We start from the raw sequence: 14,123 nt of genomic DNA, 5'->3' as shown, positions 1-14,123 counted from the left end.
AGTAGCGCGCTCCCTGTGGGAGCTGGCTTGCCAGCGATGGGCCGCACAGCGGCCCCAATCGGCCAACGCTTGGGTTTCTTCGGCAACTACGCTTCAATACGCGCATTTTCCAGACACCCCCAAGGATCTACCCCATGGCCTCCAACACCAAGCAACAGAAACGCGCCAAGCGCGCCGCCGCCAAGGCCAAGCAGAACCGCATGGTGCGCAGCGGCCAGGCGGTCAAGGCCAGCACCGGCGAGAGCGCCAGCGTCGAGCAGGTGTTCACCAAGGCCATGGACTCGGGCAGCTACAACAGCCTGTTCGACAAGATGAAAGAAGCCCAGGAGAACGGCCTGGTGCCGATGATCTCGGTATTCCTGGTCGACCCGCTGCTGGCGCTGGTACTCAAGGGCCACAAGGAAGAGCACGCCACCGACTACATCGTCATGGTCTTCACCGCCTACCGCAAATGGCTCGACGGCACCGACGAAGACACCACCATGGCCTGGCTGGAAAGCGATGAGTTCCAAGAAGCCTATGTGGCAGCCTCCGAAGCGGTGGCCAAGCAGCAGCAACAGCAGAAGCAGTTCGGCTGAAACCCTATCGCCGGCGAGCCCCACGCAGGTCTGGGCCGATCAAGAACGATGGGGGTTGCAGAGGCCCTGCGGGAGCGGCCTTGCGTCGCGACAGGAGCATAAAGCGGTCCCAATGAAAAGGCCGCGCCCTGCACAGGACGCGGCCTTTTCATTCACAGCAGCCCACCTCAGTTGTCCAAGGCCACCTGCCCGGCCGCCTGGCCTTCGGCCTTGCGCTTGCGATGCACCAGCAAGCCAGCCGCGACCACGCCAATGCTCAGCAGCGCAGTGGCGATGATCTCGGCGCGATGATCCTCACGCAAGGCCATCACCGCCAGCACGGCGACGATGAAGGCGATGGCCGCCCAGGTCAGCCCCGGGAACAGCCACATCCTGAAGGCGATCGTCTCGCCACGGGCCTCACGCTGGCTGCGCATGCGCAGTTGCGACACGGCGATCACCAAGTACACCAGCAAGGCGATGGCGCCGGAGCTGGCCAGCAGGAACTCGAACACCGCCGCCGGGGCGACGAAGTTGGCGAACACGGTCAGGAAGGCCGCGGCAGTGGACAGCAGCACCGCCCAGTGCGGGGTGCCGGCCTTGGTGGTGCGCTGGGCCAGGGCCGGGGCGTCGCCGCGCTTGCTCAGGGAGAACAGCATGCGCGAGGAGGTGTACAGCGCCGAGTTCAGGCAGCTGGTCACGGCGATCAGCACGACGATGTCGACGATCAGCTTGGCGTTGGGCACGCCGATCCGGCTCAGCACGGTCTGGTAGGAGCCGGTCTCGGCCAGGGCCGGATCGTTCCACGGCACCAGGGCCACGACCAGGAAGATCGACACCAGGTAGAACAGGCAGATACGCCAGATCACCGAGTTGGTGGCGCGGGTGATCTGCTTGCCCGGGTCCTTCGACTCCGCCGCCGCGATGGTGACGATCTCGGTCCCCATGAACGAGAACATGGTCGTCAGCATGGCCGCCAGCACGGCGCCCAGGCCATTGGGCATGAAGCCCTGGGTATCGAACAGGTGGCTGGCGCCGCTGACCTGGCTACCTGGCGCCAGGCCGAACATGGCCACGCAACCGACCACGATGAAGCCGATGATCGCCAGCACCTTGAGCAGGGCGAACCAGAATTCGAACTCGCCGTAGTTCTTCACGCTGAACAGGTTGGTGCCGGTCAGCACCAGGGTGATGACCAAGGAGAAGGCCCACAGGTCCACGGCAGGGAACCAGGCGTGCAGGATGGCCGCCGCGGCGTTGGCCTCCAGCGGGATCACCAGGACCCAGAACCACCAGTACAGCCAGCCGATGGTGAAACCGGCCCAGCGCCCGATGGCGCGGTCGGCGTAGGTGGAGAAGGAACCGGTGTCCGGCGAGGCGATGGCCATCTCGCCAAGCATGCGCATCACCAGCACCACCAGGGTACCGGCGGCAGCATAGGCGAGCAGCACGGCCGGGCCGGCCAGGGCGATGGCGTGGCCGGAGCCGACGAACAGGCCGGCGCCGATCACGCCAGCGATGGACAGCATGGTCACATGCCGTTGCTTGAGCCCCTGAGCGAGGTCATTGGAATTGTGCTTACCGCTCATAAAACTACCTTTGTAAGGAGTGGACCGTCCGAACGTGATAGCAAGCGCGCCCTGGGGTCGATCCAGGCACCGCTGCATTCGGCCCTCTCCTGCTGGCAATAAGCGAGCCACCCGGCCAGGACACTCGTCCGGAAACTCCCCAACCCCCGAGTAGCACCGCCTTGCGGGGCATTCAGCCAGCCCTTGACCGAAAGGCCATCATTGCCCCATGCCAAGCCTGGATTACTGAAATACTCACTTACAAACGCACCAAAGGTGCTCCTCGGTAACACCAGCGCACGAAAATGCTGCATGAAAAAGTACAACCCAGCAGCGCAACCTGACCAAGACATAACGCGCGGGAAAGCGCCACCCGGCCAAAAACGGCTTCCCAGGCACGTCCAAAGCTGGCACCATCGCGCCTTTTTTCATCAAGGCTCCGGTGCTGGGCGAAGGCGCCCGCGGACATCCTCGCGACAGTCCGCTGCAACGATGCGACAAACTGTCCCGCCAGCGACCCGAGCCCCTTGCGACCTGGTTGGCTGTCATTCCGCCGCTATGCTAGCTTGGCGCTCGCCAGGAAGGCCGCCAACAGCTGGGAACGCACCCGAACACATGAGGACCGCACATGGCCCAGGCCACGCCCGCGCTGGAAATCCGCAACCTGCACAAACGCTACGGCGACCAGGAAATTCTCAAGGGCATTTCGCTGACCGCCCGCGACGGTGACGTGATCTCGATCCTCGGCTCGTCCGGTTCCGGCAAGTCCACCCTGCTGCGCTGCATCAACCTGCTGGAGAACCCGCACCAGGGCGAGATCTTCGTCGCCGGCGAGGCGCTCAAGCTCAAGGCGACGAGGAACGGCGACCTGATCGCTGCCGACAATCGCCAGATCAACCGCCTGCGCAGCGAGATCGGCTTCGTCTTCCAGAACTTCAACCTCTGGCCGCACATGTCGATCCTCGACAACATCATCGAGGCGCCGCGCCGCGTCCTCGGCCAGAGCAAGGCCGAGGCCATCGAGCACGCCGAGGCGCTGCTCAACAAGGTCGGCATCTACGACAAGCGTCATGCCTACCCCGCCCAGCTTTCCGGTGGCCAGCAGCAGCGCGCCGCCATTGCCCGTACCCTGGCCATGAAGCCCAAGGTCATCCTGTTCGACGAGCCGACCTCGGCCCTCGATCCGGAAATGGTCCAGGAAGTGCTTAACGTTATCCGTGCGCTCGCCGAAGAAGGCCGTACCATGCTGCTGGTGACGCACGAGATGAACTTTGCCCGCCAGGTGTCCAGCGAAGTGGTCTTCCTGCACCAGGGCCTGGTCGAAGAGCAAGGAACGCCGCAGCAGGTCTTCGAAAACCCGAACTCGGCGCGTTGCAAGCAATTCATGTCCAGCCACCGCTAACGGAGCAACACATGCAAACCTATAAGAAATTCCTCCTGGCCGCCGCCGCCACCCTGGTCTTCTCGGCCAACGCCATGGCCGCGGAAAAACTGCGCATGGGTATCGAAGCGGCCTACCCGCCGTTCAACAACAAGGACGCCAGCGGCAACGTGGTCGGCTTCGACAAGGACATCGGCGACGCCCTGTGCGCCAAGATGAAGGTCGAGTGCTCGGTCGTCACCTCCGACTGGGACGGCATCATCCCGGCCTTGAACGCCAAGAAGTTCGACTTCCTGGTGTCCTCGCTGTCGATCACCGAGGAGCGCAAGCAGGCCGTCGACTTCACCGACCCGTACTACTCCAACAAACTGCAGTTCATCGCGCCGAAGAACGTCGACTTCAAGACCGACAAGGCCTCGCTCAAGGGCAAGGTGATCGGCACCCAGCGCGCCACCCTGGCCGGTACCTGGCTCGAGGACAACTACGGCGACGACGTCGACATCAAGCTCTACGACACCCAGGAAAACGCCTACCTGGACCTGGTTTCCGGGCGCATCGACGGCATCCTGGCCGACAAGTACGTGCAGTACGAGTGGCTCAAGAGCAAGGACGGCCAGAACTTCGAGTTCAAGGGCGAGCCTGTGGTAGACAGCGACAAGATCGGCATCGCCGTGCGCAAGGGTGACCCCCTGCGCGAGAAGCTCAATGCCGCACTGCAAGAAATCAAAGCCGACGGTACGTACAAGAAGATCAACGACAAGTACTTCCCGTTCAGCATCGAATGATACGCCCCGACCGGCACCGCCTCGCGCGGTGTCGGTCCCTTGAACGCACCTGCCCATGAATATCGACCTGCACGGATTCGGTCCGGCCCTGGCGGCCGGCACCCTGATGACCGTAAAACTGGCGCTTTGCGCCCTGCTGCTGGGGCTGGTCCTGGGCCTGCTCGGCGCCTTGGCCAAGACCTCCTCGATCAAACCGCTGCAATGGCTCGGCAGCACCTACTCGACCCTGGTGCGCGGCGTGCCCGAACTGCTCTGGGTCCTGCTGATCTACTTCGGCACCGTCAGCCTGATGAACCGCATCGGCGAAGCCCTCAACATACCGGGGCTGGAACTCAATGCCTTCGCCGCCGGCGTGATCGCCCTCGGCCTGTGCTTCGGCGCCTATGCCACGGAGGTATTCCGTGGCGCCATCCTGGCGATCCCCAAGGGCCACCGTGAGGCCGGCCTGGCCTTGGGCCTGTCCAAGGGGCGCATCCTGTCGCGGATCATCCTGCCGCAGATGTGGCGCATCGCCCTGCCTGGCCTGGGCAACCTGTTCATGATCCTGATGAAGGACACCGCACTGGTTTCGGTGATCGGCCTGGAAGAAATCATGCGTCATTCGCAGATCGCCGTGACCGTGAGCAAGGAGCCGTTCACCTTCTATATGGTCGCTGCCTGCATCTACCTGAGCCTGACCATCGTCGCCATGGTTGGCATGCACTTCATGGAAAAACGCGCCGCTCGCGGCTTCGTGAGGGCCGAGCAATGAACTGGGAAGTCATCATCAAGTGGCTGCCACGCCTGGCCCAGGGCGCGACCCTGACCCTGGAGCTGGTGGCCATCGCGGTCATCGCCGGGCTGATCCTGGCCATCCCGCTGGGCGTTGCCCGTGCCTCGCGCCACTGGTACGTGCGCGCCCTGCCCTACGGCTACATCTTCTTCTTCCGCGGCACCCCGCTGCTGGTGCAGCTGTTCCTGGTGTACTACGGCCTGGCCCAGTTCGATGCGGTGCGCAGCAGCGCCCTGTGGCCCTACCTGCGCGACCCGTTCTGGTGCACCGTGCTGACCATGACCCTGCACACCGCCGCCTACATCGCCGAGATCCTGCGCGGCGCGCTGCAGGCCATCCCCAAGGGCGAGATCGAGGCGGCGCGCGCCCTGGGCATGTCGCGGAGCAAGACACTGTTCTACATCATGCTGCCACGGGCCGCGCGCATCGGCCTGCCGGCCTACAGCAACGAAGTGATCCTGATGCTCAAGGCCAGTGCCCTGGCCAGTACCGTGACCCTGCTGGAACTGACCGGCATGGCCCGGACCATCATCGCCCGTACCTACCTGCCGGTGGAGATCTTCTTCGCGGCCGGGGTGTTCTACCTGTTGATCTCCTTCGTCCTGGTGCAGTGCTTCAAGCTGCTCGAGCGCTGGTTGCGCGTCGACGCCTGCCAAGGGCGATGAACGCTTCGCGGGCAAGCCCGCTCCCACAGGCCACGCTGCCCTTGAGATCGCTGTGGGAGCGCGCCGGACCGGTCGGAAAGGGGCGCACAGCGCCCCCGAAAGGCGCTGCCCGCTAACTGACCGCCCTCGACCCTCGCCCCCGAACACGCCGCAACACCGCCATCCATAATGCAACCATGAGCAAGATCCCCTTCCTCCATGGCGACCAGCTCGCCGAGCGCTTCCACGCACTCGACCGCTTTCTCGCCCAGCACCAGCAGCTCTGGCGCCCCCGCCCGTTCACCCAGCTACGCATGGCCTGGGAAACGGACCACCCCGAGCTCTCGACCTGGCTGCGCCAGCGCTCCCTGGAGGAAGCCGAGGCAGCCCAGCAGCACCTCGATCAGCTCCCTGCCCCCGCCCCTTATCCACAGCTCGCCCAGCAGGCCAGGCAACTGTCCACGGTCGGCGAACTGCCAGACGCCGGCCTCCCCCCGGCCGGCCATCGCCTCGATGCCAACGTCCCCGGCCGCAAATGGCAACAGATCGAAGCCTTCAGCCGCCGCCTGAGCTTTCGCGAGCACACGCACCATTGGCTGGACTGGTGCTCGGGCAAAGGCCACCTGGGTCGGCGTGTATTGCAAGCAGGGCAGCGCCTGACCTGCCTGGAACACGATGCCGAGCTGGTCGCTGCCGGCCAGGCGTTGAGCGATCGCCACCGGCTACCCGCGACCCACGTACGACAGGATGTGCTCGCCGAAGACAGCGCCCGCCACCTGGGCGGCGACAGGAGCGTGGTCGCCCTGCACGCCTGCGGAGACCTGCACGTACGCCTGCTGCAACTGGCCAGCCAGCAGGGCTGCCACCAGATGGCGGTAGCCCCCTGTTGCTACAACCGCATCCAAGGCACGCACTACCAGGCGTTATCCGCAGCTGCGCAGGCTTCGAACCTGCAGCTCTCGCTGGACGACCTGGGCCTGCCCTTGAGCGAAACCGTCACCGCCGGCACCCGGGTACGCCGCCAGCGCGATGAGTCCATGGCCCGACGCCTGGGTTTCGACCTGCTGCAACGCCAGCAGCGCCAGCGCGACGAATACCTGCCCACACCCTCGCTACCGGTCGCCTGGCTGGCGAAGCCCTTCGCCCAGTACTGCCGCGACCTGGCCGCGCTCAAGGCGCTAGAGATCACCGGCGAGCCGGACTGGGCGGCTTTGGAAGCGGCAGGCCAACGACGCCTGGCCGAAGTGCGCAACCTGGAGCTGGTGCGCAACCTGTTCCGTCGTCCGCTGGAGCTCTGGCTGGTACTGGATCGCGCCCTGTTCCTCCAGGAACAAGGCTACGCCGTGCGCCTGGGCGTGTTCTGCGACTACCACCTGACACCACGCAACCTGCTGTTGCTGGCCGAACGCGGCGGATAGCCGCACATGCTTGACAGCCTGTGGATAACTCTGTGAACAAGCTTGTGATGAAAATCACGAAATCTTGGATCCAAACGCTATTTCAGCCGCTCGGCTTATTCCACCCACCGCTCGAAAACCAAGGAAAACAGGCCTTTGCGCAAAGACCGACGGCAGTGTCGATCGGCATGCTTTTCGCGCAAGCCCGGCATGCCGCTTGTGCATAAGCGTGCCAGGCAGGCGCGCTGGATGCCGTTTTCCGGGCCCGAGCCATACCTATGGATACTCGCCATCGCCCAGCGCGTATGGCATCAATTGCATGGCCTGCGACACCCCTCCAGCGCCTCCCGACGAAGACCGACCCACGAACGAACCACCATGAACCAAGCCAAGTCCTTCGCCCTGTTCGCCCTCGCCCTGACCCTGGCCGGTTGTGCCAATGACGCCTCCAATACCCCTTCCCTGGGCTGGAGCATGCCCGGCATGCAACTCGGTGGAGATCACGGCCTGCCCCTGCAGGTCGACACCCCGTGCCGCAAGCGCGGCTGTGACAACGACAAACTGTTCTTCAACCCTGGCAAGCCCGAGCCGGGCGTCAACACCATCCACCGTGGCTGGTAGGAAAATTCTTCTTTCTAGCCGGTAACTTAGGGTGTTGCTCGATGATCGCAAGAAGTGGTTTACAGTTGCCGATCCATCGCTATAATGACGCCCCTATGCCGGTATAGCTCAGCTGGTAGAGCAACTGACTTGTAATCAGTAGGTCCCGGGTTCGATTCCTGGTGCCGGCACCATATTTATCAAGGTGTTACGTGCGTTTCTTCATGTCGTTTCGGCAGTGCGCGTAACAACCGACGTAACAAGAGGTGTGTGTAAGCGCTGATCTGCGCGTCACCCTCGACCAGCCTCCCCTAGGGGCGACCGCCGTTTGATGTTGACCCATCGGAAAAAGGTTAGGTCGGTTAGGTTTCTTGCGAACAGGCTGCATCCCTCTCCGTTTCTGGCTTCCAGAAGACCTCTAAAAGTTAGGTTTTGGTTAAGTAATAGTAATTTCCTTACCTTTACCTATAGTCAGTTTCTCAAAAATAAATCCCTTTAAAATCAGGCACTTGAGAATCCCTAACCTCAGTCCTAACCATTCCTAACCATCAAAAGTTAGCGACCAAGCCCAGTAAATCCGGGCATCCCAACCCCCACCAAGCGCTCCCGACGAAAACTTACCTTTTTCCCACGGCTCCCCCCAGAACGAAGCGGCACGGCTCCCCCTTCGCCACCAAAAACACTCACGGCGCAGGGATTCGCAGAACTGGCGCCCACCCCATAACCTGCCAAACCCCAAAGACGGGGCGGCTTGGCCCTGGCTGCAGGGGCGCGGAATTTCCCACACGTTTAGCCCGCAGGCGTGGCGGGGGGACGAGGGCGCGCGCCGGGCTCAGCGACAGGCGGGCGAGCCTCGCGTATTGGCGGTCAGCGACTACACTGCGCTCACCTGGTGTCCACAGGCTCAAAATCGTTTATACTGTATGAACGTACAGCAACCAATTTGGTTGAATGATGTAAAACGTTGTGATAACGGTGTAGTAATAGTTGTCATAACCGCTATAATCTCGCGCCGTCCATCATGGCCACGGCTCAGACGAGATAGCAGATACAGGAGGGCTAAATGATTGTTTCTACGCAGAAAGCGGTTGAATTTGCGAAGCAGGCACTGCAGCTCGCCTGGGATGGCAATCTCCCTGTCAAGCCTGAGGTGATTGCCCAGGCACTCGTAGTCTATAAAAAGAACGACGCAACTGGCGCGGTAGAGAACGTGCCTATTCGGGTTCGCCGGCAGAACTCTTTTTCGCTCGGAACCGCGAGCGGTCAGGCATCGCTTGAGAACACCGGCGAGGGCTGGGCGTATTTTTGCGACTACAACGGCGACGAAATCAGTTACCGGAACCGTTTCACGGTCGCGCATGAACTGGGGCACGTGTTGCTTCGCCATGTGCACGAAGACAAGAACCGCTTACGTGACACCACGTTTGGCAACTCCGATCCGGTAGAGCGAGCGGCCAATACTTTTGCAGCTGAGCTGATCATGCCTGAGCAAAAGGTGCGTGAGATGTTCATCGGTTCGCCCACTGTTCAGCAGTTGGCGGAAGCTTTCGGTGTGTCCAACGCCGCAATGTCTTACAGGTTGCAGAATCTTGGCCTTGTTCGATGAGCGATGGCACTGACGAAAGCGTAGGATTCGGTGCGAGCGACTTGGGGGGGCCAAGACACGCGTCTCCAAGTCAGGCGTCCACTCCTGATGCGGGACTTACAAACGAATCTATCAAGCGAATGGCATGGAGCCGTTGGTTCGCCTTTGGTGCGCTTTTCGTGATGTCCGCTTCTGCTATAGGGTGCTTGGGATTCGCTATGTACGTCGGGTGCCATTTTCTCGGGGCGTACGACAAACATCAGGAATTCATGGCGAAGCACCCTGAGCAGGTTGTCGCCATAGCAAAGCAGCCTGTATCGAACGCTCCTGTCAATAATGCAAAGCCGTCCAAAGCGGCTCCGAGCTCCCCGGTTGAGACTCCAGTCAAATCTGAAACGCCTAATAACGAAAAGCTTTACTTCACCATGCTAGCGCCGCTTATTCCGGCCTCGTTCTCTTCAGCCCTAGCCATCATCCTGTTCATCACAATTGCGCGTTTTGTGACGAACTTCGTACGGATCGGGAAGGAAAGCACTGAGAAGGAGACTCCTGAGGATTACGGAGCCATCGCTGTGCTAGTTCAGGAAATCGGTAAGCTTATAAAGACGATGCGCGGCAAGTGACCGCCTCACCCGACGCAAAAAAGCCGCCTTCGAGGGCGGCTTTTCAGTTTAAACGACTCAGCTTACGTTACCGGCCGGCACCTCATCGGAATTGAACCTGAGGGACAAAGGCGTGCGCCGGGCTCGGTTCAGCTACCGCAGAAACGTGTCAGGCCGTCTAAACTGCTTCGTCAAAACCATGAGGAGTTAGCTGATGTCGATTGAAAACGTAACTGAACTGCGAACGGTAAACGGCCAAACCCAAGCGCAGCGCCTACTCGACGAGGGGTGGAGGATCCTAGCGGTTTGTGTGATGCAAGACGGCAGCAGCCAATATGCTGAGTATCACCTGGGGAGAGCGAAAGCCGCCCCCGCGAACCAGAAGCTGCAAGAGCTGATCGACAAAGGTGCTTTCACGGGAGCCAAGGCCATCCCCGCAGGCGGTGAGTCTCAGTGAGCAAAGAGCTCGATCAAGTCGTACGTCAGCAGCTCGCTCGTTTACTCCTGCCGGCGGGTTGGGCGGCTGAGTTGACGAAGCTGTTGATGCGTATCGAGGATGCCTCCACGCCCATGAATTGCCTTATGGCTCAAGAGCGAGTCGAGGGAGTAATCCAGGGGCTGGAGTTGGCTCGGGCACTGGACATGGCGACGATCGAACGACTTTATCTGCTTACCGCCAACGCCGCCGATGGGCGGCTCCGGCAGTTGCAGTATGACGACCCCTCATTAGGGTGAAGAGATGGGATGGGATTGGCTGATCGCATTAGTTGATAAAGATGGGGATTGGTGGGCCCGTGTACCCGCTTTCGCTGGTCTTGGCTTCTCCCTACTCGCCCTCTGGAAGGGGAGAACAAGTATCAAGCTTCATCTAGGTTTCATTGGCCGCGACGATATCGTCTCAGTGTCGAACCTCAGTCCTCATGCCATTGAGATCACCTCCGTAGGTGTAGTGGGTGCCGATGGGGGTATCACTGACTGGTCAGATGGGCCTGACCCCTGGCCCGGACTTCCAAAGCGCTTGGATTCCCGATCGGAATGCACGATCACCTTGCATGCAGAGCTCGCGCCTTACAGTGCATCGCATCAGAAGTACCACGGACGAGGCGGGTGTTTTATCCGCATCGCCGGGGGACGAGCTTTCAGTAACCCCGGTCGGCTACGCCGCAGATGGTGGTGGCTGCGCAGCCAGGTAGAGCGACTCCGTCGAAGTAATGGTGGAGATCCTTTGCAGGATTAACGGTCTAGGTTGCGCTTGATGGCAGTTCATAGGGATTGAACCGAACCACCTCCTCGCCCAACCAGTCGTTAATTTGCAGCAGTCTGGCCTGTTCTGGTTCAAGCTCGTTTACCGCCCACACACCTGCGGCATCTCGGACCGAACCGAACCCGCCTGCGTTCTGCGGCACCACCCCCATCAGCTGCGGCGGTATCCGCAGCATGGCCAGTTGGTCGTCGCGGCTGATGTTCTTGATCGCCCCGAAGTCATCCTTCGCCGCCACTTCGCTGATCGGGATGAGCTGGATGCCGTCCTTCTTACCGTTGGGCGCGTACATGAACAGGTTGCGGAAGTTGCCCGGCCCCTTGCTACTTTTCATCGCCTTGCGCAGGTCGTCGACGAAGTCCTCATTCTGGGCAGCATCCGTCATGTAGAGGATGAACCCAGCGTGGCTGCCATTCTGGTAATACTTGCGCCGGAACAGTGTGGCCGACTCGTTGAGCAGCGCGGCCTGGAGAGCCGGCAACCACTCTGGCAGGCCATATACCTCCTGGTTGATGTCGGCCACGCGCAAGTGGCAGATGCTGCCAGCGCGGAACTCGTAGTCGTCCCGCCAGCCGCGCACCTGGTAGTAGGTCTCCAGATCGGAGCCCCGCCGCATGTACTTAGCCAGGCACGGCCGGAGCCCGAGGGTATCGCGTAACATGTTGTCGCGTTTTTCAAGGTACAGGTTCCCCGACCAGCCCAGGTCCATGACAATCTGCTCGAAGGCCTGACGACTCAGTAGCTTGTGGGGTTTGAATGTCCGGGCCAGAGCATTTCGCTTGAAGATCAGCCCAGACTGCAGGTAGACGCTGGCCTTCGAAGAACGGGCCAGGCCGTCCAGGGAAACCGGGGGCTCATACCAACGGCCATTGTTGTAGCACTCCAGGTAATCCAGTATCTCCCGGCCGTCCAGGACGGGTGTTGGGTCGCCAAAAGTGAACGCCTCGGCGCGGGCGCCAGGGTTGGCCAGCAGCTCCCCAGCGGGCGCCGGTACAGCGCCGGCTTGATCGATGTTGCCCATCAGAAGATCTCCATGATGCGTGTGTTGGTTGCGGTCTGCCCTTCGAGCGGCTCGTTGTGCAACGCGTGGAAAAGCGCCCAGGCCAGGTCAGCATGGCCGGTCGCTTCATTGCGGCCCGCGGTGTATGTAAATTGGCGTCCGCCTGGGGTGACGGTCTTGCGGATGGCCATGAGCGATTGCGCGATGTCGGTTGCGCCTGCATCGAACTGCAGGCGCCCCTTGCTGATCACGTCCCAGGCCTTCATGACCAGGCGGGTCTTGACCTCGGGGTTGTAGCTGAAGGTGCGCAGCGCCGGGAAGAACTGGCGCACCAGCTGCGCGACGGCGCTGCCCATGGTGCGCATGAACCTGATCGTGAGCAGTTCCAGCAACGTGCAGCTCAAAATCGACCCGAGCGTGGTCCTGGCGACCCGCGAGTGGGTGACTGAGGAACTGGCGAAACAGGACTTCAAGCACTCAGTAGTCGCGGCCACCACAGGGAACATCACGCTGAGTGGCCTGCAGACGGTCGACGGGGTGGTGCTGGTGGCAGGATCACGGGTGCTGGTAAAGAACCAAGACGCCGCGCAGGACAACGGCATTTACCTAGCTGTCGCCGGCGGGCCTTGGGCGCGTGCGACGGACGCCAATACCAGCGCCAAGGTGACGCCTGGCCTGTTCGTGCAGGTGGAGCGCGGTACGATCAACGGCGATAGCGCCTGGCAGTTACTGACCGATGCGACCATATCCCTGGGCGCGACGGCCTTGAGTTTCGGTATGGCCTACGGTCGTACGGGCGTGAATGCTGGCACCTACCGCAGCGTACAGGTCGATGCCTATGGTCGTGTGGTTGCTGCGTCGAACCCGACCACGGCCGCAGGCTACGGACTGACGGACGTGTACACCAAAACGGAGATCGATACTCTCTACCCTCGGATGCAGAGTATTAATGACCCGAATATCTGTGCCAACAATTCCACGAAAGCCCCAAGTTCAAAGATGAGCTGTCACCCCGCACGCGAGAAGATTACGAGTACTGCCGAAATGTCCTGGTGAACCAGGACACCAGGATGGGCAAGCCATTGGGCGAGCTGGCCGTACGCCGATTCTCCCCAGCCCTGGTACAGCGACTGGTGGACAAGATCGCGAGCGAGGGCACCCCGTCGAAATCCGCCCACGTGCTGCGGTACTTGCGCCGCGTGCTCCAGTGGGGACGGAACCGCGGCTACTTGGACAGTAACCCCGCTCTAGGAGTCGAAGCCCCAAAGGAGCGCAGGCAGCGCCGCCTGCCGTCTGTGGCAGTTATGGAAGAGATGATCGACCGGGCCAAGGCGCTCGGCCGCCTTCATCGCAACGAGCCGGGCAGTTGTCCGGCCTACCTGAGCATTGCGATGGAGCTGGCCTACCTGTGCCGGCTCCGCGGCATCGAGGTCGTCACCCTGACTGACGCCAACGAGCTGGAGGAAGGCGTCCAGACCAATCGCCGCAAAGGCAGCAGGGACAACATTGTCCGTTGGACCCCTCGCTTGCGTGCCGTGTGGGACGAGGCGAAGGCGTACCGCCATAGAATTTGGACTGCCCGCAGCTTCCCTACTCCCCTGCGTCCAGAGCGCCGGCCGCTGATCGTCGGCAGCCATGGAATGGCCTTGAGCAAGTCAGGTCTGGACACCGCCTGGCAGCGCTTCATGACAAAGGCGATCGAGGCCGGGGTGCTCCTTGAGGAGGAGCGTTACGGCCTGCACGACCTCAAGCGCCGCGGCATCACTGACACACCAGGTACTCGAGCGCAGAAGCAGGAGGCCAGCGGACATCGCGACGAAGCCATGCTCGATATCTATGATCACAGCCTTCCAGTTGTGGACCCCGCCAATTCGCCTAAGCCATAGATTACGGCTTTCGGCTCACCACCATTCCCTAAAAATGCCAGGCAAGCGTCGCGTAGGAATATACCTGGCAGCGGCTCGTTTTTAA

General features: G+C 61.6%; 15 protein-coding genes, 1 tRNA gene and 1 pseudogene. 14 read left to right on the top strand and 3 right to left on the bottom strand.

The window, feature by feature from the left end; genetic code table 11:
• Positions 1–134 precede the first annotated feature (134 nt).
• Positions 135–578, top strand: a complete 444-nt coding sequence (locus ABFA30_RS06100) for a hypothetical protein (RefSeq protein WP_225786557.1) — start codon at positions 135–137, stop codon at positions 576–578.
• Between the two features lie 167 nt (positions 579–745).
• Here the strand turns inward: ABFA30_RS06100 and gabP are convergent, their stop codons facing one another.
• Positions 746–2,146: a GABA permease gene (gene gabP / locus ABFA30_RS06095; protein WP_225786558.1), complete on the bottom strand. Its 1,401-nt coding sequence runs from the start codon at positions 2,144–2,146 to the stop codon at positions 746–748.
• A 607-nt stretch (positions 2,147–2,753) separates the two neighbouring features.
• Between gabP and ABFA30_RS06090 the strand changes: the two genes are divergently transcribed.
• From ABFA30_RS06090 to ABFA30_RS06040, 11 genes are all read left to right on the top strand, one after another.
• Positions 2,754–3,527: an ABC transporter ATP-binding protein gene (locus tag ABFA30_RS06090; protein ID WP_225786559.1), complete on the top strand. Its 774-nt coding sequence runs from the start codon at positions 2,754–2,756 to the stop codon at positions 3,525–3,527.
• A gap of 11 nt (positions 3,528–3,538) precedes the next feature.
• Positions 3,539–4,291: an ABC transporter substrate-binding protein gene (locus tag ABFA30_RS06085; RefSeq protein ID WP_225786560.1), complete on the top strand. Its 753-nt coding sequence runs from the start codon at positions 3,539–3,541 to the stop codon at positions 4,289–4,291.
• Between the two features lie 55 nt (positions 4,292–4,346).
• Positions 4,347–5,042: an ABC transporter permease gene (locus ABFA30_RS06080; protein WP_225786561.1), complete on the top strand. Its 696-nt coding sequence runs from the start codon at positions 4,347–4,349 to the stop codon at positions 5,040–5,042.
• Positions 5,039–5,728: an ABC transporter permease gene (locus ABFA30_RS06075; RefSeq protein ID WP_225786562.1), complete on the top strand. Its 690-nt coding sequence runs from the start codon at positions 5,039–5,041 to the stop codon at positions 5,726–5,728. Before ABFA30_RS06080 ends, ABFA30_RS06075 begins: the two co-directional genes overlap by 4 nt.
• A gap of 176 nt (positions 5,729–5,904) precedes the next feature.
• The gene (locus ABFA30_RS06070; RefSeq protein WP_410045237.1) at positions 5,905–7,125 is read left to right on the top strand and encodes a methyltransferase; all 1,221 of its coding nucleotides are present in this window, start codon (positions 5,905–5,907) and stop codon (positions 7,123–7,125) included.
• Between the two features lie 357 nt (positions 7,126–7,482).
• Entirely contained in the window at positions 7,483–7,725 is a 243-nt protein-coding gene (locus ABFA30_RS06065; protein ID WP_253090696.1) for a hypothetical protein, read from the top strand.
• Between the two features lie 97 nt (positions 7,726–7,822).
• Positions 7,823–7,898 (top strand) — tRNA-Thr (locus ABFA30_RS06060).
• An 869-nt stretch (positions 7,899–8,767) separates the two neighbouring features.
• Positions 8,768–9,310: an ImmA/IrrE family metallo-endopeptidase gene (locus ABFA30_RS06055; RefSeq protein ID WP_410045236.1), complete on the top strand. Its 543-nt coding sequence runs from the start codon at positions 8,768–8,770 to the stop codon at positions 9,308–9,310.
• Positions 9,311–9,558: 248 nt separating this feature from the next.
• A complete protein-coding gene (locus tag ABFA30_RS06050; protein ID WP_410045235.1) occupies positions 9,559–9,912 on the top strand; it encodes a hypothetical protein in 354 nt (117 codons plus the stop codon).
• A 193-nt stretch (positions 9,913–10,105) separates the two neighbouring features.
• Positions 10,106–10,348 (top strand): hypothetical protein, encoded by a 243-nt coding sequence (locus ABFA30_RS06045; protein ID WP_410045234.1) that lies wholly within the window; start codon positions 10,106–10,108, stop codon positions 10,346–10,348.
• Positions 10,345–10,626, top strand: coding sequence for a hypothetical protein (locus tag ABFA30_RS06040; RefSeq protein ID WP_410045233.1), 282 nt, complete (start codon positions 10,345–10,347; stop codon positions 10,624–10,626). Before ABFA30_RS06045 ends, ABFA30_RS06040 begins: the two co-directional genes overlap by 4 nt.
• Before the next feature lie 506 nt (positions 10,627–11,132).
• Here the strand turns inward: ABFA30_RS06040 and ABFA30_RS06035 are convergent.
• Complete coding sequence (locus ABFA30_RS06035) at positions 11,133–12,173, bottom strand: phage portal protein (RefSeq protein WP_410045232.1); 1,041 nt, start codon at positions 12,171–12,173, stop codon at positions 11,133–11,135.
• Positions 12,173–12,508 (bottom strand): annotated as a pseudogene (locus tag ABFA30_RS06030) (terminase); the annotation flags it as partial. The pseudogene ABFA30_RS06030 and the gene ABFA30_RS06035, both read right to left, overlap by 1 nt.
• A gap of 7 nt (positions 12,509–12,515) precedes the next feature.
• Between ABFA30_RS06030 and ABFA30_RS06025 the strand changes: the two are divergent.
• Positions 12,516–13,208 carry a hypothetical protein gene (locus tag ABFA30_RS06025; protein WP_410045231.1) on the top strand — a complete coding sequence of 231 codons (693 nt, stop codon included), beginning with the start codon at positions 12,516–12,518 and terminating at the stop codon, positions 13,206–13,208.
• Positions 13,115–14,038 (top strand): tyrosine recombinase XerC, encoded by a 924-nt coding sequence (gene xerC / locus ABFA30_RS06020; RefSeq protein ID WP_410046030.1) that lies wholly within the window; start codon positions 13,115–13,117, stop codon positions 14,036–14,038. The genes ABFA30_RS06025 and xerC overlap by 94 nt, the downstream gene beginning before the upstream one ends.
• Positions 14,039–14,123: the final 85 nt, after the last annotated feature.

The organism is Pseudomonas sp. HLMP, from assembly GCF_046365545.1.
GTDB lineage: Bacteria > Pseudomonadota > Gammaproteobacteria > Pseudomonadales > Pseudomonadaceae > Aquipseudomonas > Aquipseudomonas guariconensis_B.
Note: the sequence above shows the minus strand (reverse complement) of the source record. Positions and strands in the feature narration are given on the sequence as shown.